Origin of the sequence: Bacillus sp. LB7 (genome assembly GCF_030449715.1) — a bacterium.
Taxonomy (GTDB): Bacteria; Bacillota; Bacilli; order Bacillales; family Bacillaceae; genus Bacillus; species Bacillus paralicheniformis.
This window is the reverse complement of sequence record NZ_JASGCA010000002.1, coordinates 169,625-189,978: the sequence shown is the minus strand read 5'-3', so window position 1 is coordinate 189,978 and position 20,354 is coordinate 169,625. Positions and strand designations below refer to the sequence as shown.

The following is a 20,354-nucleotide window of genomic DNA, read 5'->3' as shown; positions in this document are numbered from 1 at the left end:
TTCAATGATATGTCTTGTCCCAGGCGTTTATGACGGTATATTGACATAAAACTAAAAGGTTTCATATAATAGATAGGAAACCTTTTGGTTTTACTTTTTTCTAGGAGGTCTATTATGAGCAATCAACAAGTGCCTGATATACATAAACAGGCTGTTTTTCACGCATCGATAGAAAAAGTGTGGGAGGCCGTCGCCACCAGTGAAGGCATCGCCGCCTGGTTTATGCCAAATGATTTCCGTCCGGAGATCGGCTGTGAATTCACCTTGCAGTCTCCGTTCGGCCCCTCTCCTTGCAAAGTGATTGAGCTTGAAGCGCCGCATCGACTCGCTTTCAGCTGGGATACGTCTGGCTGGATCGTCACATTTGAATTGAAAGAGCTGTCTGCAGAAAAAACCGAATTTACCCTGATTCATTCAGGATGGGGCGCGCCGGAAGAAACGGTTGCAAAAGCGGGAGAAAAACAAGCGGATGTCCGCAATCGGATGAATGGCGGCTGGGAAGCGATCGTCAATCAAAAGCTGCGTCAGGCAGTTGAAGGCTAGTGACATCCTCGGCCGTAAAACATGATGTGTTCCAAGCCGTTTCCGATCCCTCACGGCGAAAGATGCTGAAGCTCCTCGCCGGCAGGGAATTGCCTGTAACAGATATCAGCACTCATTTCCCAATGAGCCGAACGGCTGTTTCAAAGCATCTGAGAATTTTATCAGAAGCCGGGCTTGTCAGCGGGAGAAAAGCGGGCAGAGAAAAACTGTACAGGCTTCATCCCGAACCTCTCGCCGAGCTGCAGCAATGGCTCGCCTACTTCGACATATATTGGGACAATAAGCTTTCCTTGTTAAAGCACAAAGTCGAAAACGATCAATGAAACTGCGAAAAAAGCAATCTCGCTTTGGAGATTGCTTTTTTTGCAGTTAAGCGCGTACGCCGAAAAATGATTTAATCTTTGCGAAAACGCCTTTATTTTCTTCTTCAAACGACTGTAAAGGCACAGATTCGCCCAGCACGCGGCGGGCGATGTTCCGGTATGCGATTGAAGCTTTATTGTTCGGATCCATGACGACAGGCTCCCCGTTATTGGAAGCTTTAATCACTTCGTCATCATCCGCAACAATACCGATCAGTTCGATCGACAAGTGCTGAATGACTTCATCAACATCCAGCGTATCGCCGTTTTTCATTAAGTGGTTGCGGATCCGGTTGACGACAAGTCTCGGCGGCTCAATATTTTCTTCTTTTTCAAGCAGGCCGATAATCCGGTCGGCGTCACGAACAGCGGAGATTTCCGGTGTCGTCACGACAATCGCTTTGTCAGCACCCGAGACCGCATTTTTATAACCTTGCTCAATCCCTGCAGGGCAGTCGATGACAATGTAGTCGAAGTCTTGTTTGAGCTGCTGTACAAGCTTGACCATCTGCTCGGGAAGAACAGCCGACTTATCGCTTGTCTGAGCGGCCGGGAGCAAATAAAGCAAATCATCGAAGCGTTTGTCTTTCACAAGCGCCTGATGGATTTTGCATCGCTCCTCAACGACATCTACCAAGTCATATATGATTCTATTTTCAAGGCCCATGACAACATCAAGATTGCGCAGGCCGATATCCGTGTCAACGAGACATACCCGTTTTCCCAAAATGGCCAAGGCGGTGCCAAGATTTGCGGATGTCGTCGTTTTGCCTACTCCGCCTTTCCCCGAGGTTATTACGATAGCTTCACCCAATTTTACATTCCTCCCTCAAGCCTTGTTAAACTAGGTCTTAAATGAGCTAATTGCTGAAGGCGGTCAATGACCATATTCTCATTTTCATCTAAATAAGCACATTCCATGTCGTTCCCTTCTTGGATGTGGTCTGGGGAGCGATTGAGCACATGATTGATACGCAATTGAGTCGGTCTCATATCCGAAGCCGCAATAACAGCTCGTTTATTTCCATTAAAACCGGCGTGGGCAATCCCTCTTAATGAGCCGAGGATGAAAATATTCCCTCCGGCCTTCACCATTCCTCCCGGATTCACATCCCCAATCAGAAGCAAATCACCCTCCGTTTCGAGGACTTGCCCTGAACGGACAATTTTAGCGACAGAAATAATTTCGCTTTCCGCTTTTAAACGGTTTGCTTCATCTTTGGTCATGACTTCACTTTCAATGGAGTGGATGAACAGATTTTGTTTCTCTGTGATCACATCGGTCAGGATCTGTTCTTGCTCCTCTGTCACATAACGGTGGCCGAGCTTAACGAGCACACTGATTTTCTGGCCTTTTCCATCCATATAATGTTCGAGTGACAGCATATCCTGAAGACCGTACAATAATTCTTCAAAAGAGCATGTGTCATCAAGATGAAGCGTCAATCCATTTTTCGTTCCTTTAATTGTTACGTATTGCTGCTTTTGGGTCTTCACGGTGTTCACCTCAACATCATACTCTTTTCGACATCGGCTCATAAAATCCTCTTTTACTCATTCCTCAGCTCTTTCTTAAGACTGGTAAAAAACCACTTGAACGGGTAAATGAGCAAAAGGCCGCCAACAGCGTTCAGCCCAAGCGTAGGCAGGAGCCTGCCGAGCACAAATTGATGGAACGGCATGATTTCCGGACGTATCAGCATCTGCACGCCATATTGGTAGAATTCAAGAACACAGACGGCGAGCAGCGAAATAAAAATGACGACCAGCGCGTTTGTCTGCAATACTTTGAATGCTTTTGACGATAAATAGCAAATACCGGCAAAACCGAACATATATACACCTAAAAGGTCGGTGTAATTAATATCATATAACAATCCGAAAATAAATCCATATGTAATGGCAAAAGGCTGATTGACATAAGCCGTCATAAAAACTAAGACAAGCAGCAGAAAACGCGGGATGAGCTGCTGTTCTTCCGTCACAAAAGGCAGGTTGACAAAATCCGCATAGACGCTGTCAGATACTAAAACAAACATCATAACGACGGGAAGAAGGAAGCGTTTCACGAACCTTCCTCCTCATCGTCCATCTTGTCGACATCCACCGTATCAAGCGTTCTGTCGACGACGATGACGTTATCAAGGTTATACATATCGGCCGCCGGCTCTACATAAGCGATTTTCGTCAAGCCGTAGGAATCGGGTTCAACCTCTGTCACTTTTCCGATCGTCAGGCCTTTCGGAAAAACGCCGCCCGCGCCGGAAGTTTCGACGAGGTCTCCTTTTTTCACTTCCCTGTCTTCATCAGGCTCAATGATTTCCATTGACAGCGCCTTTTTCTCGGAGTCGTAGCCGTTGATGATTCCGTTGACCGTTTTCTTGCCTTTATTTGCAGCGATAACCGTAGAAATTCTGTTGTTTCTGTCTGTTGCGCTTAAAAGCTGGACGGTGGAAGTGAAATTGTTCACTTTTGTGCTTTTGATTTTTCCGATCAAGTTGCCGTTTTCATCTGTGACCGCCATATCCTTTTCGACGCCGTGCTTAGAACCTTTGTTAATCGTGATCAGGTTCCACCACTCATACTTATCGGGATTTCTGGCGATAACGGTCGCCAGAATCGGCGTGTAGTCTTTAATAGATTTCAAATGGCCGAGCTCTTTTCTTAAAGACTTATTTTCATTTTCAAGCTCTTGCAGCTTTGCCTCGTATTGCGTCTGGCCGTCGAGCTTTTTCCGCAGGCGCTCATTTTCGCTGTACGTATTTTTTAAGTCTTCGATATTTTCAAAGAAGCCCGCAAAAAATTGAGCGGGCGTATGAAAAATCGTCTGGAATACACCAGTTGTATCGCCAATAAATTTTTCGGGCCAAGTTGCATTCCGGTCATTCTTTAACGAAAATCCAATCATTGCCACTAAAATGATGATACAAAGGAGTAAAAGCATCAACCGTTTATTCGTAAAAAACTGCGGCATGATTATACACCTCTTCTATTCCCTGTGTCCTTAATTTTTGCCTTTAAATAGATGAATTTGCTCGAGCGCTTTACCTGTTCCGATCGCTACACAGTCAAGAGGGTCTTCCGCAATTAAAACCGGCATTTTCGTTTCTTCGCTGATGACTTTGTCCAAGTGGCGCAGCAGCGCACCGCCTCCCGTGAGGACGATTCCGCGGTCCATAATATCAGCCGCGAGTTCAGGCGGAGTTTTTTCAAGCGTATTTTTTACGGCATCGACAATTGCAGTCACAGTGTCGCGAAGCGCCGCTGTAATTTCTTTTTCAGTGATTTCAATCGTTTTCGGCAGACCTGTTAAAAGATCGCGGCCGCGGATTTCCATGCTTTCTCCGTTTTCAGAAGCTTCGGCAGAACCGATTTCAAGTTTGATCGCTTCCGCAGTACGGTCACCGATCATCAAGTTATATGTTTTTCTAATATAAGTAATGATTGCTTCATCCATTTCATCACCGGCAACGCGGATAGACTGGGATGTGACGATGCCGCCGAGGGAAATAATCGCGACTTCGGTCGTTCCGCCGCCGATGTCGACCACCATGCTTCCAGTCGGTTCCCAAACAGGAAGATTGGCTCCGATCGCCGCTGCAAACGGTTCTTCAATCGGATATGCATCTCTCGCCCCGGCCTGGCGCGTGGCGTCGATAACCGCACGCTGCTCAACCGCCGTAATTCCCGACGGGACACAAACCATGACATACGGCTTTCTCGCAAATAAGCCTTTGTTTTTAACAGCTTTGCTAATATAATGTTTCATCATTGTCGCTGTTGTTTCATAATCAGCGATTACGCCATCTTTCATCGGGCGGAGGGCGACGACATTGCCGGGCGTACGTCCGATCATGTTTTTCGCATCGTTTCCGACTGCAACGATCTGCTTTGTATCTGTTTGCAGCGCAACGACGGAAGGCTCCCTGACGACAATTCCTTTACCTTTCACAAAAACAAGCGTATTCGCCGTTCCTAAATCTATTCCAAGGTCTCTCGCACCAATTCCAAACATTTGTATGTATCTTCCTTTCTTAAAACAATATTCCTAAGCAAAAACCCATAAATTCTATTATAGCTTAATTTAATGAAAAAAAAAGTGTTACAAATATCCTTTTTCTTTTAAGCTCACAAATTTTTGATCACCGATGATGATATGATCGAGCAATTCAATTCCAAGCAGCTGTCCGGACTCGTGAAGGCGCTGTGTAACTTCTATATCTTCGCGGCTTGGAGCCGGATCTCCGGACGGATGATTGTGGACGCAGATGAATGAGGCTGCGGAGCGCTTTAACGCTTCCTTAAACACTTCCCTCGGATGAACGATTGAAGAGTTCAAGCTTCCTATAAAAATTGTGCGCTTGTGGATCACCTGGTTTTTCGTGTTCAGATACAGGCATACGAAGTGCTCCTGAGACAGAAAGCGCATATCCCCCATTAAAAAATTGGCCGCATCTTCGGGAAAACGGATCACATAACGGTCTTTGCAGGCAAGGCTGTGAATGCGCCGGCCAAGTTCGAGCGCCGCCAAAATCTGCACGGCTTTGGCGCGGCCGATCCCGGAAATGCTTGAAAGCTCCTCAGCGGATGCTTCTTTTAACAAACGGAGGCCGTCAAACGTTTGAAGCAGCCGGCTTGAAAGCTGAAGAACCGATTCTTTTTTCGTCCCGGTCCTGAGCAGTATCGCGAGCAGTTCATGGTTTGACAAACTTTCGGCGCCTGTGTTGAGAAGGCGCTCCCGCGGCCTTTCTTCATCAGGAAAATCCTTTAATTTCAATGGCAGATCGTTTATGATAAACCCTCCCTTTTGATTCCCTTCTCGTTCGGTTCATCAAAAGGAGTGTAGATCAAACGTTTTCAGCATTCTCATCGTTTTGGAAATCGGAAGACCCACAACTGTATAATAGTCACCCTTTATCTGTTTGACAAAAAGCGCGCCTTTTCCTTGTATTCCGTATGAACCGGCTTTATCAAACGGCTCTCCCGTAGCGATGTAAGCGCTGATTTCCTTTTCTTCAAGAGGCCAAAAAGAGACTTCGGTTTCTTCAAAAAATGTTTCGCATCTCTCGCCGTCCTTAATGCAGACGCCGGTGAGCACTGAATGGGTCTGTCCCGAAAGCATGCTCAGCATCCTTTTTGCATCTTCAGCATCTTTGGGCTTGCCCAAATAAGCCTCGTCATAAAGAACTATAGTATCGGCGCCAAGGACGACGGCATCAGGATATTGTTCGGCTACTGCACGCACTTTTTGTTCCGCCAACCATTTGACGTTTTCTGCTGGTGAAAAGTTTCGAATTAATTTTTCTTCCGCGTTGCTCGTAACGATGCTGTACGGAATCTGCAGGAGATCGAGGAGTTCCTTTCTGCGGGGTGATTGTGAAGCCAATATGAGCTGTCGGGTCATAAGAAGACATCCTTTCAAAGGTTTTTGCATAGGAAAAAAAGATACCTGTTTTATCCTACCAAAAGAACGCCGCCGCCACAATTTCAGAAAAGTAACTTTTTAATGACAAAAATCGTGAAAATAAAAAAACCAGCGCATCTGATATGCTCCCCTAAAAGTAGACAGATGAAAAAAAAATCTGTTTACTTTGGGGAAGTTTTTTATGGCTGGGAAATGGTACACGATAGAAGAAAAACTGAACATTCTGTCAGAATGTGATCAGGGAAGTGCTTCGGTGAAAGAGATTGCGGGCAAGTATGGTGTTCACGTTTTAAATCACGATCGTCTGCAAGAAAAACTAAACGGCCTCAGCCCGGCGGAATACAGGGCTAAAGCCGTCTAGTGTGTTTTCGTTATTTCCCCTGTCTACTTGACAGGGGGCCGTTCACTCTGCCGTTTTTTTATTTTATTTGGCTCAGCAATAGCTGCTGGCTTTTCCAGCCGTTGGCTGCGGTCGGTTTCTCCAGCAGGTTGACGGCTTCCAGTATGCTCTTTTTTACCTCGTCAGATTCTCCTTTTGATTTGGCGCCGTCAAGTTTAGCTTTGACATCAGCTATGTTTTGAGATGTAACCTCCGCGCCGAGAATCGCTTTTGCCGACAGTTCAGCCGCCTCTTTAAAAGGCTCCAGCAAACCGGGCTCGAGTGCAACCGGAAGCTCTTTTCCGCCCCACGCTTCAAAATCGTTTTCGATTAATATTTTGCCAATTTCAGATGTCATTTGTTTTTCCCCCGTTATTCCGGCGATCACATAAAATCCGTCGTCCTTGGCAATCGAAACGGCGGCATACCCCTTGTCTGCGATTTGAGAGGCCAGCGTCTCCGCTCCTTCTTTAGATGAAAACTTGCCGGCCTGAACGGCAAAGCTTTTAAAAGATTCTCCCGCTTGTCCGCTATTTTTTTCTCCGCTCTTTTTCTCTTCTGCACCTGAGTCACCGGCTTTAACCGTCTGTCCGTTTTCCGCATCCGCACCCAGGCTGCCGGATGCGGGCACTCCTTCCTTATGGGTTGCGAGATTCAGCGCGAACAGCCCGAGTCCCGTGCCGAGCAACACAGCAAAGATAATGGTTGCAGCAAAGCGCTTCAAAGGATACGTAAGGGACGTTTTCGCTTTTCGGTTGTTTTTGGCCTCATTTTTCTTTTGATAAGGCGCCACCACTTTGGGATCGTCTTTGTACACGGTTTCTTCTTCGTCTGGAGGCGTCCATGTAAATTCATCTGTTTCAGGTTTGCCGTCCTCTTTTGAAGCCGATATTTCCCGTTCTGCCTTTCTCTTTTCTTCCCAGTTTGAAAAGGTGAACTTCTTTTCTTCATTTCTGTTGGAAAACTCTTTTTCATTTCCGTAGATGGTCTCTTCTCTGCCATTGATCATCACTTTAAGCGGGTCTTCCTGCGGCGCTTTTTTAGCTGAGTTTTTCTTGCTTTTCCGTTTTTTCATGTGCTTCCCTCGCTTTCCGTTTATTGTTTTATATTGAGATTAGGCGGCAGATTGGCCGCTCTCTATACGATCGGCAGAGGGAAGCCAGAAGGAAGGAGGAGTTCTCCCAAAGGCTGTCCCTCTTATTGTCCACACTTTATCACAGCCTCAAAAAAAAAGAACAAGACTTTTGTCGTCTTGCCCAAAAAGGTTTCGTCAAATTTTTCACCACCGTGCCATTTGAAGGTACCACTCGATCATTGGATTGCCATAAAAACAGCTTATCAGCGTCCCGATCAGAATCGCGGGAGCAAACGGCATAGGTTCATTTTTCTTTAGCTTGCCTGCCAGCAGCGCAAAAAGACCAAGCACTGTTCCCGCGGCTGCCGAAAGGAAAAAAGCGAGAATGAGGAGGCGGCTGCCGAGCGCCATGCCGAGCACCGCAAACAGCTTTACGTCCCCCCAGCCGATCCCTCCCTTCGTCAAAAGCAGCGTCAAGAGCGGAAGCATGCCGCCGGCAAACGCACCGCTCAAACCGGAGTGCCACGGCTCGAGGGGAACAAGAAACCGTCCGACAGCAAAGACAATCAGGAAAAAACAAAGAACAGCATCCGGAATGACCATATGTGTCACATCAGATACAAAGACGATCAAAAGCAGGGAAATAAGAGCAAGCACAATCACCAGCTCCCCCTGGTGCCCAACGTGCATGCCGGCAAACGCAAACAGGATGGCGGCGGAGAGCTCAACTGCCGGATACACGATCGATATCGGGGTTTGACACCCCTTACACCTCCCCCGCTGCATCAAATAGGACAAAACAGGTATCAGCTCCGAGAGGCCCAGCTTTCTTTTGCAAGCCCGGCAGAGGGAACGCGGAGCAATCAAAGATATCTTTTCAGGAATGCGGCGCCCGGCCGAACTAAAAAAGGAACCGAGCACTAAACCCGCCGTAAAAAGGTAAAAGATGAACATCACGATCAGCCTCGCACAAACAAATTTAACCGCTTCATGAGAAAGAGCGGCTTCCTGAGGCTGTTATTTTAGCAAATACGAAGCGCCTCCGCTTTTCATAAAACATAAAAATGCGCCGTCAGCCGATGGCCAAAAGCGCATTTTTATGTTTTTTATTCAGTTAAAGCTGCCCTGACGGCGGAAATAAAGTAAAGCGACCCGGTAACAACGACCACCGCTTTTTCATCTTCAGCTTGTTCTTCGATATAGCGAAAAACAGAGCCGATGTCTTCATCACATGTTTTATGATCAGCGGTACTTTGCTCAAACAGCTTATGAGCGGATTCCGCTCTCGGAAAATCAAAAGATGTGAAGTGAATCGATGACGCAAACGACTCGATTTTGCGGATCATGTCTCTGTACGGCTTATCTTTGAGAGCGCTGAAGCATACGTGAATATTCCGCCCGCCGAAGTGGGACGTGATCGTCTCGGCCAGCCGCTCTACCCCTTCTTTGTTATGAGCGCCGTCGATATAAACGAGAGGCCTGTTCAATACCTTCTCAAACCGGCCGGGCCATCCCGCCTTATGAATGCCGCGTTTCAGCTCTTCTTCGCCGATGGCCGCATGTTTTTCGGCTGTCAGCCATTCGGCCGCAAGTATGGCCAAAGACGCGTTTTGCCGCTGATGGGTGCCGATCAGGCTTGTTTCAATTCTTTCATAACGATGTAACGGTGTTTTCAGTGAAAATTGCTCTCCATCGGGCAGTGAACACTCTCCGTGCAGCTCGCAATCCTCATGAAGGGATATAACAGCAGATTCTGTCTCCATCGCCTTTCGCTTTATCACTTCAGCTGCTTCACGCTGATGAACGGCTGTGATAACAGGAACGCCGTGTTTGAAGATCCCCGCCTTTTCTGCGGCAATCTCTTTCAGCGTACCGCCTAATATCGCCGTATGATCATGACCGATCGAAGTGATGACCGTTAATATCGGCTTCACGACGTTTGTCGAATCCAAACGGCCGCCTAATCCCGTTTCAAAAATAACAAAATCGGTGCTCCGATATTTAGCAAAATATAAAAATGCGCATGCCGTAATAATTTCAAATTCGGTGGCGGCTCCGAATTCGGTTTCTTCAAGCTCAAGGACGAGAGGCCCGACCTCATTAAAGAGCGCCGTCCATTCGTCGTCTGAGATCGGTGCGCCGTCAACGCTGATCCGTTCGTTAAAGGTAATGATATACGGTGATGTGAAGGTGCCTGCTGTATAACCGGCTTCATTTAATACCGTACGGAGAAAAGCGATCGTGGAACCTTTTCCGTTTGTTCCGGCGACATGAATCGCATGGAGCTTTTTCTCGGGGTGTCCGAGCTTTCTCAGCAGCCATTCCATTCGTTCCAAACCCGGCTTCACGCCGAATTTAAGCCTTCCGTTAATCCAGCTGAGTGCTTCATCAAACGTTTTGAACAAGCGCATTCCTTCCCTTCAATTGATGAAGGTGTTTTCCAGCACCTTTAGAAAGACCTGGAAAACACCTCCTTTTTTCGTGTGATTAATTTTTCAATTCGGCGATTCTTTTTTCTACAGCTTCACGTTTCGCCGCATAATCGGCTTCTTTCGCCCGCTCTTCTTCAATGACATGTGCAGGCGCTTTTTTCATAAATCCTTCGTTGCCTAATTTCTTCTGAACCCGTTCAACTTCCTTCGTCAGCTTATCGAGTTCTTTTTGCAGGCGGTTGATTTCTTCCTCAATGTTAATCAGACCTTCGAGCGGCAAAATCAGCTCGGCGCCGGATACGACAGCGGTCATCGCTTTATCGACCGCTTGAATATCAGTTCCGATTTGAAGAAGGCTCGGATTCGTAAAGCGTTCCACGTACGAACGGTTTTCTTCAAGTCGTTCGGCGATTTCCGGTGTGCTTGTTTTAATATATAGCTCAATCTGCTTGCTGAGCGGCGTGTTGACTTCGCTGCGGATGTTCCGTACAGCGCGGATGACTTCAACGAGAAGCTTCATATCCGCCGCTGCTTCGGTGTCCGTATATTCTTTAACAGCTTCAGGCCACTTGGCGACTGTAATGGATTCCCCTTCGTGAGGAAGATGCTGCCAGATCTCCTCCGTCAGGAAAGGCATAAACGGATGCAACAGGCGCATCGTTTGATCCAGCACATACGCTAAAATGGAGCGGGTCGTCTTTTTCGCCGCTTCATCTTCACCGTAAAGCGGAAGTTTAGCCATTTCGATGTACCAGTCGCAGAAATCATCCCAGATAAAATTGTAGAGATGGCGGCCAACCTCGCCGAATTCGTACTTGTCAGCCAGCTGTGTCACAGTTTCAATCGTTTCATTCAACCTTGTTAAAATCCACTTATCTGCAACTGATTTTTCTCCTGACAGATCAAGCTCTTCGTATGTCATGCCGTCCATGTTCATCAAGGCGAATCTTGATGCGTTCCAAATCTTGTTCGCAAAATTCCATGTTGACTCCACTTTTTCAAAGCTGAAGCGTAAATCCTGCCCCGGAGAGCTTCCCGTCGCAAGGAAGTAGCGCAGCGAATCCGCTCCGTACTTATCGATCACATCCATCGGATCAACGCCGTTTCCGAGCGATTTGCTCATTTTGCGGCCTTGGTCGTCGCGGATGAGCCCGTGGATCAAAACATCTTTAAACGGACGTTCTCCAGTGAATTCGATACCTTGGAAGATCATTCTGGATACCCAGAAGAAAATGATATCGTATCCTGTGACAAGGACGTTCGTCGGATAGTAACGCTTGAAATCTTCCTCATCGATATCCGGCCAGCCCATCGTTGAAAACGGCCAAAGAGCGGAACTGAACCATGTGTCAAGAACGTCTTTGTCCTGCTCCCAGTTTTCGGCATCTTCCGGCGCTTCAGCGCCCACATAGATTTCCCCCGTCTCTTTATGGTACCACGCTGGAATCCGGTGGCCCCACCAAAGCTGGCGGGAAATGCACCAGTCGCGGATATTTTCCATCCAGTGCAGATACGTTTTTTCAAAACGGTCAGGGACGAAGTTGACTTTTCCTTCGCTTTTTTGCAATTCGATGGCGGCATCGGCAAGCGGCTGCATTTGCACGAACCACTGCGTTGACAAATATGGCTCAACGACTGCTCCGCTGCGTTCGCTGTGACCGACCGAATGCGTATGTTCTTCAATCTTGAACAGCACACCCTCTTCCTGAAGATCTTTCACGATCTGCTTGCGGCATTCAAAACGGTCCATGCCTTTATATTGAAGCGCCTTGTCATTCATCGTGCCGTCTTCATTCATAACGAGAATTCGTTCAAGGTTGTGGCGGTTTCCGATTTCAAAGTCGTTCGGATCATGAGCAGGCGTAATTTTGACGGCACCTGAGCCGAATTCCATATCGACGTAGTCGTCTCCGACAATCGGAATTTCTCTTCCCGTGATCGGCAGAATGACCGTTTTTCCGATTAGGTGTTTGTACCGCTCGTCTTCCGGATGTACCGCAACCGCTGTATCGCCGAGCATCGTTTCCGGACGTGTCGTCGCAATTTCAATTGAGCCTGAACCGTCTTTCAGCGGATAGCGCATATGATAGAACGCACCTTGTACGTCTTTATAGATGACTTCGATGTCAGACAGAGCCGTTTTAGTGGCCGGGTCCCAGTTAATGATATATTCCCCGCGGTAAATCAGCCCTTTTTCATATAGCTTTACAAATACTTCGCGCACCGCTTTAGAAAGCCCTTCATCAAGGGTGAACCGCTCCCTTGAATAGTCGAGGCCGAGGCCGATTTTCGCCCATTGGCTACGAATAAAATCGGCATATTCCTCTTTCCATTTCCATGTTTCTTCAAGGAATTTTTCGCGACCGAGATCATAGCGCGTTTTTCCTTCTTCGCGAAGCTTCGCTTCTACTTTTGCCTGAGTTGCAATACCGGCGTGATCCATACCCGGCAGCCAGAGCACGTCATAGCCCTGCATCCGTTTCATTCTTGTCACGATATCCTGCAAGGTGGAATCCCAAGCATGACCCAAGTGCAGCTTACCCGTCACATTCGGCGGGGGAATAACAACGGTGTACGGTTCTTTTTCAGGGTCGTTTTTCGCTTCGAAAAATTTGCCGTTCACCCAATAGTCGTATCTGTCTTTTTCAATTGCAGACGGATCGTATTTTGTCGGCATCGTCAGTTCTTGATTATCCATTTTCAAACCTCCAACAGTATTAAACGGCTGAACAATAAAAAAGAGCCCTCTCGATCCTGTTAAAAGGACGAAGAGAACTCTCTCGCGGTACCACCTTTTTTCATGAATGCGAAAAACGCATTCACGCACTTAAATGGGATAACGGGACTTTCCCGAATTTCTCTACTTTTTCGTTCGAGAAATTGCGCTCCTGGGCGACCTTCCAAAAAAGACTGACTGGGAGCCTTTCAGCGAACCGGCTTCCCTCTCTGCAAGCGTCTGTTTTTGTACTCTTCCCATTCAAAGCGGGTGATCATTGTCTTTTCAGCACGTACTTTTTCTTTTTCTTATATTACTAAATCTTTTTCATTTTCGTCAATCATCTTTTCCGTTTTTCTCTTGTTTTATACGATACTGGGCCATGCACACAAGCTCCTTTTCCTCATATGATGCTGTAACGATAAGGAGAGGAGGCATAAGATGCGAAAAAAATTCAACACACATTCATTCCAGCCGTGGCTGAAGCAAGTCAGGCTTGTTGCTGTTCAAGTCGTCCTCCCGATCACGATCTTCCAGGGCATACGCACGATCATCTTTCCTACCACATTTGATGTCCTCCTTTTGGGCATTCTCATATTCCTTGCATGCGCCTTTCACCTTGACTGGATATAGGCACGAAAAAAGTCCGCATCATGATGATGGGGACTCTGTTTCTTCCTGCAGTTTTCTGTTTTCTTCCGTCTCGTGAATGCTCATCACAAGCGGTTCGGCGTTTTTCATTTGCCAGTACGCCTTCAAAAGCGTTGTACAGGCTTCTTTTTCTCCAGGCCCCTTCTCAAGGTCGTAGCGGTTCAGCACGCCGAATACAGGCCCGGGGTAAGCCATATAGCTGAGGAATAAGCTGATTTCTTCCTCCCGCAAAGGATAGACATTGTGATACGTATAAAACCAGTTTACACATTCCGTGCACATAACGGGGTTCGTCTTAAACATTCTTGTAAAAAATACAATGAGATCGTTCGCAGGGGGCCCGTGTCCCGCTTTCTCAAAGTTCGTAAAGTAACCCGTTCCGGTATCGTTATAGAGAAAATGCCGGACGGACAGCTGCCCGTGGTTTAAAACCATTCTGGAAGACTCTTTGTCTTTCATGGTCTCATACCACTCTTCAAGGCGGGCAAGCGCAAAGTCTGCAGCTGATATCGTCTCTTTGAAATACATGGCTGCCTGAAGCTGGAACGGGGACATATACCATTCGTTTTCCGCTCTTGAGATGAATTCTTCATATTTCTGTTTTTGCTGTTCCCACTTCCGTTTTGTCCGTTCATAGTGCCCGAGTATTTCTTCCCGCCTCACACCGAGCTCTTTTTCCGTCCGCTGGTGAAGAAGAGCGATTTCTTTAAACATATATTCGTGTTTTTGATCACGCTCTTCCTCTCTTTCAAGGGTAAGCCAAGGCATGAGATAACAGACATCTTCTCCGGCTTGCGTTAAAAATTCGCCCGTGCGGTTTCGATAGACGGGAACGAACTGCCTATAGCCTTTTTCCTCCAGCATGATCATCTGTTCTGTGAAGCGGGCGTTTCTTGAAGCCGCCAATTTTTTCAGGGCGAACACACCGTGATCCGTATACACTTTCCATACCTTTGGACTGACCGATTCCATATATTCAGGCGTAAGACCGTACTCATTTAAAACAGATTGGATGCCTTCCATCGGCTTCACCACATTTTTATCAATGCATTAGGCATGGCTGTTTTGATAATCCGGTATATAAAGGATCTGTCCCTCTTTTAATTCCTCGTCAAGGGAAAGGGAATTCATCCGGATGAGCTGCTGGACGTTAATATCATAGCGCTCGCACAGAAGATCAATGGTATCGTTTTGCTGAACGATGCACATCCTCATTCGAGTAAACTCCTCCTCTCCCTGTTTTGTAAACAGCTTTGTCAAATAGAGAGCATTGTCGTTCTCCTTCGCTGACACTTCCTGTTCGTCTGATGCCGGCATCTCATCTCTTTCTTCTTCGGGCTCCGTCTGCTCATGAAACGAATATTCCGGGATTTCAATGGTATGTCCGGCTCCCTCTTCTTCATCAATCGCTTCTGCTTCCTGTGTCACTTCAACTTCAAACGTCTCGGGCTCCCTGTCATTCTGGTCTTCTTCCAAAAGAGGCGGAACACCGTAGAACGGGGTTTCTTTCGGTTCATCATGAGGTTGATAAGCCCTTTGGAGAGGCTCCGGCTCTTCTTCCGCTTCTTCCCTTTTCAACTCGTATTCTTCCGGCTTTGTTTCTACTTTCTCCCTTTTCAGCTCGTATTCTTCCGGCTTTGCTTCCGCTTTCCCCTCTTTCAGCTCATATTCTCCCGGCTTTGCTCCTACTTTCTCCCTATTTAGCTCATATTCATCCGGGTTTGCTTCCGCTTTCCCCTTTTTCAGCTCGTATTCTTCCGGCATTGCTTCTGCTTTCTCCCTATTTAGCTCATATTCTTCTTCCGGATGTTCAAGAGCGGCATCTTTTTGATTTTCCATTTCGCGCTTTGCACGCTCTGCCGCAGACAAAGACGCTGTAAAAAACGGCTTTGTTTCCTCTGTATCGTCTCCGAGAAACGACTGGTAAATCGGAACCGCTTCCTCATCGGTATCAGTTTCTTCTGCTTCTTCATACGGCTGTTCTTCGTCCTGCTCTTCATAAGATCTGTCAAGCTGAATCAAAAATTCTTCCTCTTTACCCTGCTCTTCGTCGTCTGAAGGTGATCTGAAGGCAGGCTCGAGCTCCTCTTCCGGCTGGACGGCCGCAGGCATAGTACGCGGTTCTTTTTCACCCGCTTCACCGCTTACATTCAAGAGGCCTTCAATCGCCAAATCAGCTTGAATCGTCAGCATCCTCGCATCTGTCAGCTGATAATCGAAAGCGTCAATAAAAACAAATACGTCGTTTAAATGATTGACCTTGTCTTTCGGGATGGTGATATCCACTGGGAAACAATGCGTCAGCTCTGCGCTGCCGTCCCCTTTCAGCTTTACATCTTCCACAAATCGGCTTGTCACAGGCAGCTCTGCATACTCCCGGGTTTGATCTATGTTGTATTCGCCTGTCAGCTCTAATGACCCTCGTATGGATACATAATCATTTACTTCCTGAACAGTAATGTCAGGATCCAATGAAATCGATAATAATTCGGATACTTCCTGTCCTTTTTGAAAACAGATTGACTCTTCTACAGAAAATTGCAAACGATTGTTTTGCGGCAAACTGATATCCTCCCTTCACCTAATTTTTAAAATTAGATGTCAGTAAAGATGTATGTGAAAAGCAGGCAGAATATGAACAGAAAAATCATAAGCCGTTACCGGCACCATGCAAAAAAAGAGCCGCCGGCAATGTCCGGCAGCCCTTTTCTTTATCTGGAGCGGCTGATTCTTTCGAATACGCGTTCAGCAGCTTGAATCGTATGCTCAATGTCGTCATCCGTATGAGCGGTTGACAAGAACAGTCCTTCAAACTGTGAAGGCGGGAGAAACACGCCTTCATCGGCCATCCCTTTATAATATTCGGCAAACAATCCGAGGTCAGACTGTTTCGCTGTATCATAATTGATGACCGGTTCATTTGTGAAGAAAAAGCCGATCATAGACCCCGCCCGGTTAAATGTACACGGAATGCCATTTTTCTCTGCAGCTTCAGAAATTCCTTTTTCCAAACGGTCTGCTTTGCGGGAGAACTCCTGGTAGGATTCAGGAGTCAGCTGTTTCAATGTTTCAAGTCCGGCTGTCATGGCAAGCGGGTTGCCGGACAGCGTGCCGGCCTGATAGATCGGACCGCTCGGCGCAATTTTCTCCATGATTTCCGCCTTACCTCCATAAGCGCCGACAGGAAGACCGCCGCCGATCACTTTTCCGAGGCAAGTCAAATCAGGCGTCACTCCGAAATAGCCTTGCGCACAGTTGTAACCCACCCTGAAGCCTGTCATTACTTCATCAAAAATCAGCAGAGCGCCATGCGTCTCAGTCAGCTCGCGAAGCCCTTCGAGGAACCCTTTAACCGGAGGTACGACACCCATATTGCCCGCGACAGGTTCAACGATAACGCCGGCAATGTCCTCTCCGAATTCCTGAAAGACAAGCTTCATGCTTTCCAGATCATTGTAAGGAACGGTAATCGTGTTTTTTGCAATGCTTTCCGGAACTCCGGGACTGTCAGGGAGGCCAAGCGTCGCTACTCCAGAGCCCGCTTTAATCAGCAGGGAATCACCGTGTCCATGGTAGCAGCCTTCAAATTTCACGATTTTGTTACGGTCTGTGTATCCGCGTGCCAGCCGCAAGGCGCTCATCGTCGCCTCCGTACCGGAGCTCACCATCCGAACGATTTCTATGGAAGGAACGCGGTCGATGACAAGCTCGGCAAGTTCGGTTTCCAGTTGTGTCGGTGCACCGAAGCTTGTTCCGTGTTCTGCCGTCTTTTGAATTTCTTTCACCACTTTTTCATTGCTGTGTCCTAAAATAAGCGGTCCCCATGACAAGACATAATCGATGTATTCGTTTCCGTCAATATCATAGATTTTTGATCCTTTTCCCCGCTCCATAAAAATCGGGTCCATGTTCACTGATTTAAAGGCTCTGACCGGACTGTTCACCCCGCCAGGCATGACGCGTTGCGCCTCTTCGAATGCCGCTTTAGACTTCTCATAGCTCCGCATCCTCTAAAACCCCCAGTTCAAATTCTTATTCCGAAATCCATTTTGCCGCATCTTTTGCAAAGTACGTAATGATCAAATCGGCGCCCGCCCGCTTCATGCTTGTCAGCATTTCGAGAACAAGAGCTTTTTCTTCAATCCAGCCGTTTTGGGCCGCGGCTTTGACCATTGCATACTCCCCGCTTACATTGTATCCGACAACAGGCAGGTTAAATTCGTTTTTCACTTCTCTGACGATATCAAGATATGAAAGCGTCGGCTTGACGATCAGGAAATCGGCGCCTTCTTCCACATCGGATTTTGCCTCCCGGAGAGCCTCCCTGCGGTTGGCATAATCCATTTGGTACGTCTTGCGGTCGCCGAACTGCGGACTGCTTCCCGCGGCATCGCGGAACGGGCCGTAAAACGCGCTCGCATATTTTACAGCGTACGACATGATCGGCACATTTGTAAATCCTTCCTGATCAAGCGCCTCCCTGATGGCGGCAACGAAACCGTCCATCATGTTTGACGGCGCAATAATGTCAGCGCCTGCACGGGCTTGGCTGACAGCGGTTTTTGCCAAAAGAACGAGCGATTCGTCATTTAATATTTCACCGTTTTCCACAAGGCCGCAGTGACCGTGGTCCGTATACTCGCATAGGCACGTATCTGCGATAACGACAAGCTCAGGAAAGTCTTGTTTGATTTGTGCAATCGCTTTTTGAACGATGCCGTGGTTGTGATAGGCTCCGCTTCCCACATCATCTTTATGTTCAGGCACGCCGAAGACGATCACAGATTGAATGCCGAGGCTTGCGACTTCCTCCATTTCCTCTTTCAGCCGGTCCAAAGACAGCTGGTATACGCCCGGCATGGACGGAACTTCGCTTTTGACGTTCTCTTCCTCGGTAACAAATATCGGATAAATGAAGTCAGATGCTCTTAACTCGGTTTCTCTTACCAATTTCCGCATACCTGCTGTCGTCCGCAGGCGGCGGTGTCTTTGAAATGATGCTTCCATTTGTCATTCTCCCTTTCTTGAAATGCGGCACATTTCACGCAGCATTCCGTCGATTGTATAGACGGCCGGCATATATGAAGGAATTCCGTAGTCCGACAGCGCCTTCTTTGTCATGGGCCCAATCGTAATAAAATCCGTACCGTTCTTTTCGGCCCACGTTCTGCTCTCCTCTTTCAGAATGGACATGAATGTATGTACCGTCGAGGAACTCGTAAATGTCACAAAATCAAAAGTCGCGTGTTTTGCTGCTTCCTTCAGCTCCAGAATTCCCTTTTCATCACGAACGGTTTCATACAAAATCCATTCCGAAACTTGAAGTCCGAGCGGAGTGAGGGTTTTCTTGATGACGTCTCGGGATAAATTTCCTTTTAAAACGGCCACTTTATCATGACGGCCGGCATTTTGCTTGAGTGCCTCAGCCAAATGTTCAGCCACGTATAACTCAGGCATCAGATCGACAGAAAGACCCCTGTCGCGCAAATACCTGGCCGTTTTTTCACCGACAGCGGCAACCTTCGCCTTTAATGCGAAAGGAATGCTGAACCCGGCGTTCTTTAAATAAGAAAAAAAGAATTTTGCCCCGTTCACGCTTGTAAAAACAAGCCAGTCCGCGCTTTCAAGATCTGCTCGAAAACGCTGGGCCGCCTCCGGCGGGAGGGCGGGCCGAAACGAAATCAATGACGTTAAAACAGCTTCTCCGCCCAAAGCCTCCACCTTTTCCCTGAAAGATTGGGCTTGCGCTTTATTGCGGGTGACGAGCACTTTCTTTCCCTGTAAAGGAAGATCATGCTTCATTGTCTTCCAGCTCCTGTTTCACCCGGTCAATCAGTGCCTTTGCTCCTTTTTCCGACATGACTGCCGCGCACTCTCTGCCGACAGCCTCCGGATCTTTTCCTTTTACTGTTTCTTTGTATGCGATTTTTCCGTCAGGCGATGCCACAAGACCGGTCAGTTCGATGACGCCGTCTTCGTCCATCGTAGCAAATCCTGCGATTGGCACTTGGCAGCCGCCTTCCATTGCATGGAGAAAAGCGCGCTCTGCCGTGACGGTCAGCTGTGTATAGCGGTCGTTCAGGCGCGAAAAGAGGGACAGCAGCTCCTCATCCGAGCCCCTGCACTCGATCGCCAACGCGCCTTGCCCAACGGCGGGAAGGCAGCTCTCCGGATCGAGAAATTCGGTGACGACATCGTCCTTCCAGCCCATTCTTGACAGGCCTGCAGCTGCTAAAATAATCGCGTCGTAATCTTCGGTTTCAAGTTTTTTCAGCCTGGTATCGATATTTCCCCTGATCCACTTGATCTCAAGGTCTGGGCGCATTTGCAAAAGCTGCGCGCTTCTTCTGAGGCTGCTCGTGCCGATAACCGCGCCTTGTTTCAGGTCGGCCAGCTTTTGACGGCCTTTTGAAATGAGAGCGTCCCTGGCGTCTTCCCGTTTTGGAATGCAGCCGACCATCAGCCCTTCGGGAAGCGCCGACGGCATGTCCTTCATGCTGTGAACGGCCATATCAATTTCCCCGGATAGCAGCGCCTGTTCGATTTCTTTGACGAACAGGCCTTTCCCGCCGACCTTTGACAGCGTAACATCCAAGATCCGGTCGCCTTTTGTAACGATTTCCTTTATTTCAAACGTGAAATCCGGATTTAATTCCTCCAGCTTTTTGATCACCCATTTTGTCTGGGTCATCGCCAATTTGCTTCTTCTTGAGCCTACAATGATGTTTCTCATGTTTTCTTCCTCCCAATCCGTCACGGGCAACCGTTTTA

General features: G+C 47.7%; 21 protein-coding genes and 1 other annotated feature. Of the genes, 4 read left to right on the top strand and 17 right to left on the bottom strand.

All coding sequences use genetic code 11. The annotated features are described in order from the left end of the window. Positions 1 to 114: 114 nt before the first annotated feature. On the top strand, positions 115 to 543 hold the full coding sequence (locus tag QMZ64_RS03445) for an SRPBCC family protein (RefSeq protein WP_025811043.1): 429 nt from the start codon (positions 115 to 117) through the stop codon (positions 541 to 543). After that, positions 543 to 866, top strand: coding sequence for an ArsR/SmtB family transcription factor (locus QMZ64_RS03440; protein WP_265626076.1), 324 nt, complete (start codon positions 543 to 545; stop codon positions 864 to 866). Before QMZ64_RS03445 ends, QMZ64_RS03440 begins: the two co-directional genes overlap by 1 nt. Before the next feature lie 46 nt (positions 867 to 912). Here QMZ64_RS03440 and minD read toward each other — a convergent pair whose 3' ends face one another. The 7 genes from minD to QMZ64_RS03405 form a co-directional block, all read right to left on the bottom strand. Then, positions 913 to 1,719 carry a septum site-determining protein MinD gene (gene minD / locus QMZ64_RS03435; RefSeq protein ID WP_020452447.1) on the bottom strand — a complete coding sequence of 269 codons (807 nt, stop codon included), beginning with the start codon at positions 1,717 to 1,719 and terminating at the stop codon, positions 913 to 915. Positions 1,720 to 1,721: 2 nt separating this feature from the next. After that, positions 1,722 to 2,402: a septum site-determining protein MinC gene (minC, locus tag QMZ64_RS03430; RefSeq protein ID WP_023855422.1), complete on the bottom strand. Its 681-nt coding sequence runs from the start codon at positions 2,400 to 2,402 to the stop codon at positions 1,722 to 1,724. Between the two features lie 53 nt (positions 2,403 to 2,455). Then, the gene (mreD, locus tag QMZ64_RS03425; protein ID WP_020452449.1) at positions 2,456 to 2,974 is read right to left on the bottom strand and encodes a rod shape-determining protein MreD; all 519 of its coding nucleotides are present in this window, start codon (positions 2,972 to 2,974) and stop codon (positions 2,456 to 2,458) included. Further along, positions 2,971 to 3,879 carry a rod shape-determining protein MreC gene (gene mreC, locus QMZ64_RS03420; RefSeq protein WP_017474373.1) on the bottom strand — a complete coding sequence of 303 codons (909 nt, stop codon included), beginning with the start codon at positions 3,877 to 3,879 and terminating at the stop codon, positions 2,971 to 2,973. The genes mreD and mreC overlap by 4 nt, the downstream gene beginning before the upstream one ends. A 30-nt stretch (positions 3,880 to 3,909) precedes the next feature. After that, the gene (locus QMZ64_RS03415) at positions 3,910 to 4,920 is read right to left on the bottom strand and encodes a rod shape-determining protein (protein ID WP_003184042.1); all 1,011 of its coding nucleotides are present in this window, start codon (positions 4,918 to 4,920) and stop codon (positions 3,910 to 3,912) included. An 87-nt stretch (positions 4,921 to 5,007) separates the two neighbouring features. Further along, complete coding sequence (radC, locus tag QMZ64_RS03410) at positions 5,008 to 5,682, bottom strand: RadC family protein (protein ID WP_020452451.1); 675 nt, start codon at positions 5,680 to 5,682, stop codon at positions 5,008 to 5,010. Positions 5,683 to 5,736: 54 nt separating this feature from the next. Beyond that, positions 5,737 to 6,309 (bottom strand): Maf family protein, encoded by a 573-nt coding sequence (locus tag QMZ64_RS03405; RefSeq protein WP_265626074.1) that lies wholly within the window; start codon positions 6,307 to 6,309, stop codon positions 5,737 to 5,739. Positions 6,310 to 6,511: 202 nt separating this feature from the next. Between QMZ64_RS03405 and QMZ64_RS03400 the strand changes: the two genes are divergently transcribed. After that, complete coding sequence (locus QMZ64_RS03400) at positions 6,512 to 6,691, top strand: IS3 family transposase (protein ID WP_130627134.1); 180 nt, start codon at positions 6,512 to 6,514, stop codon at positions 6,689 to 6,691. A gap of 58 nt (positions 6,692 to 6,749) precedes the next feature. Here the strand turns inward: QMZ64_RS03400 and QMZ64_RS03395 are convergent, their stop codons facing one another. The 4 genes from QMZ64_RS03395 to QMZ64_RS03380 form a co-directional block, all read right to left on the bottom strand. Further along, positions 6,750 to 7,784, bottom strand: coding sequence for an SPOR domain-containing protein (locus QMZ64_RS03395; protein ID WP_265626072.1), 1,035 nt, complete (start codon positions 7,782 to 7,784; stop codon positions 6,750 to 6,752). 204 nt (positions 7,785 to 7,988) lie between these two features. After that, positions 7,989 to 8,738 carry a prepilin peptidase gene (locus QMZ64_RS03390; RefSeq protein WP_265626070.1) on the bottom strand — a complete coding sequence of 250 codons (750 nt, stop codon included), beginning with the start codon at positions 8,736 to 8,738 and terminating at the stop codon, positions 7,989 to 7,991. 152 nt (positions 8,739 to 8,890) lie between these two features. Further along, positions 8,891 to 10,189 carry a bifunctional folylpolyglutamate synthase/dihydrofolate synthase gene (locus tag QMZ64_RS03385; RefSeq protein WP_301441130.1) on the bottom strand — a complete coding sequence of 433 codons (1,299 nt, stop codon included), beginning with the start codon at positions 10,187 to 10,189 and terminating at the stop codon, positions 8,891 to 8,893. Between the two features lie 82 nt (positions 10,190 to 10,271). Then, a complete protein-coding gene (locus tag QMZ64_RS03380; protein ID WP_265626066.1) occupies positions 10,272 to 12,914 on the bottom strand; it encodes a valine--tRNA ligase in 2,643 nt (880 codons plus the stop codon). A 60-nt stretch (positions 12,915 to 12,974) separates the two neighbouring features. Further along, positions 12,975 to 13,206, bottom strand: a binding site (T-box leader). A gap of 167 nt (positions 13,207 to 13,373) precedes the next feature. On the opposite strand from QMZ64_RS03380, the gene QMZ64_RS03375 reads away from it, so the two are divergent. After that, entirely contained in the window at positions 13,374 to 13,565 is a 192-nt protein-coding gene (locus tag QMZ64_RS03375; RefSeq protein ID WP_020452457.1) for a hypothetical protein, read from the top strand. A gap of 18 nt (positions 13,566 to 13,583) precedes the next feature. On the opposite strand, the gene ysxE is transcribed toward QMZ64_RS03375, so the two are convergent. The 6 genes from ysxE to hemC form a co-directional block, all read right to left on the bottom strand. Further along, positions 13,584 to 14,606, bottom strand: a complete 1,023-nt coding sequence (ysxE, locus tag QMZ64_RS03370; RefSeq protein ID WP_145645218.1) for a spore coat protein YsxE — start codon at positions 14,604 to 14,606, stop codon at positions 13,584 to 13,586. Positions 14,607 to 14,633: 27 nt separating this feature from the next. Beyond that, positions 14,634 to 16,145, bottom strand: a complete 1,512-nt coding sequence (locus QMZ64_RS03365) for a LysM peptidoglycan-binding domain-containing protein (protein WP_301441129.1) — start codon at positions 16,143 to 16,145, stop codon at positions 14,634 to 14,636. Positions 16,146 to 16,294: 149 nt separating this feature from the next. Continuing rightward, positions 16,295 to 17,590, bottom strand: a complete 1,296-nt coding sequence (hemL, locus tag QMZ64_RS03360) for a glutamate-1-semialdehyde 2,1-aminomutase (protein WP_265626063.1) — start codon at positions 17,588 to 17,590, stop codon at positions 16,295 to 16,297. A 25-nt stretch (positions 17,591 to 17,615) separates the two neighbouring features. Beyond that, on the bottom strand, positions 17,616 to 18,590 hold the full coding sequence (hemB, locus tag QMZ64_RS03355) for a porphobilinogen synthase (protein WP_265626061.1): 975 nt from the start codon (positions 18,588 to 18,590) through the stop codon (positions 17,616 to 17,618). A gap of 3 nt (positions 18,591 to 18,593) precedes the next feature. Continuing rightward, positions 18,594 to 19,385, bottom strand: coding sequence for a uroporphyrinogen-III synthase (locus QMZ64_RS03350; protein WP_265626060.1), 792 nt, complete (start codon positions 19,383 to 19,385; stop codon positions 18,594 to 18,596). After that, the gene (hemC, locus tag QMZ64_RS03345; RefSeq protein WP_265626059.1) at positions 19,375 to 20,316 is read right to left on the bottom strand and encodes a hydroxymethylbilane synthase; all 942 of its coding nucleotides are present in this window, start codon (positions 20,314 to 20,316) and stop codon (positions 19,375 to 19,377) included. The genes QMZ64_RS03350 and hemC overlap by 11 nt, the downstream gene beginning before the upstream one ends. Between the last annotated feature and the right edge of the window lie 38 nt (positions 20,317 to 20,354).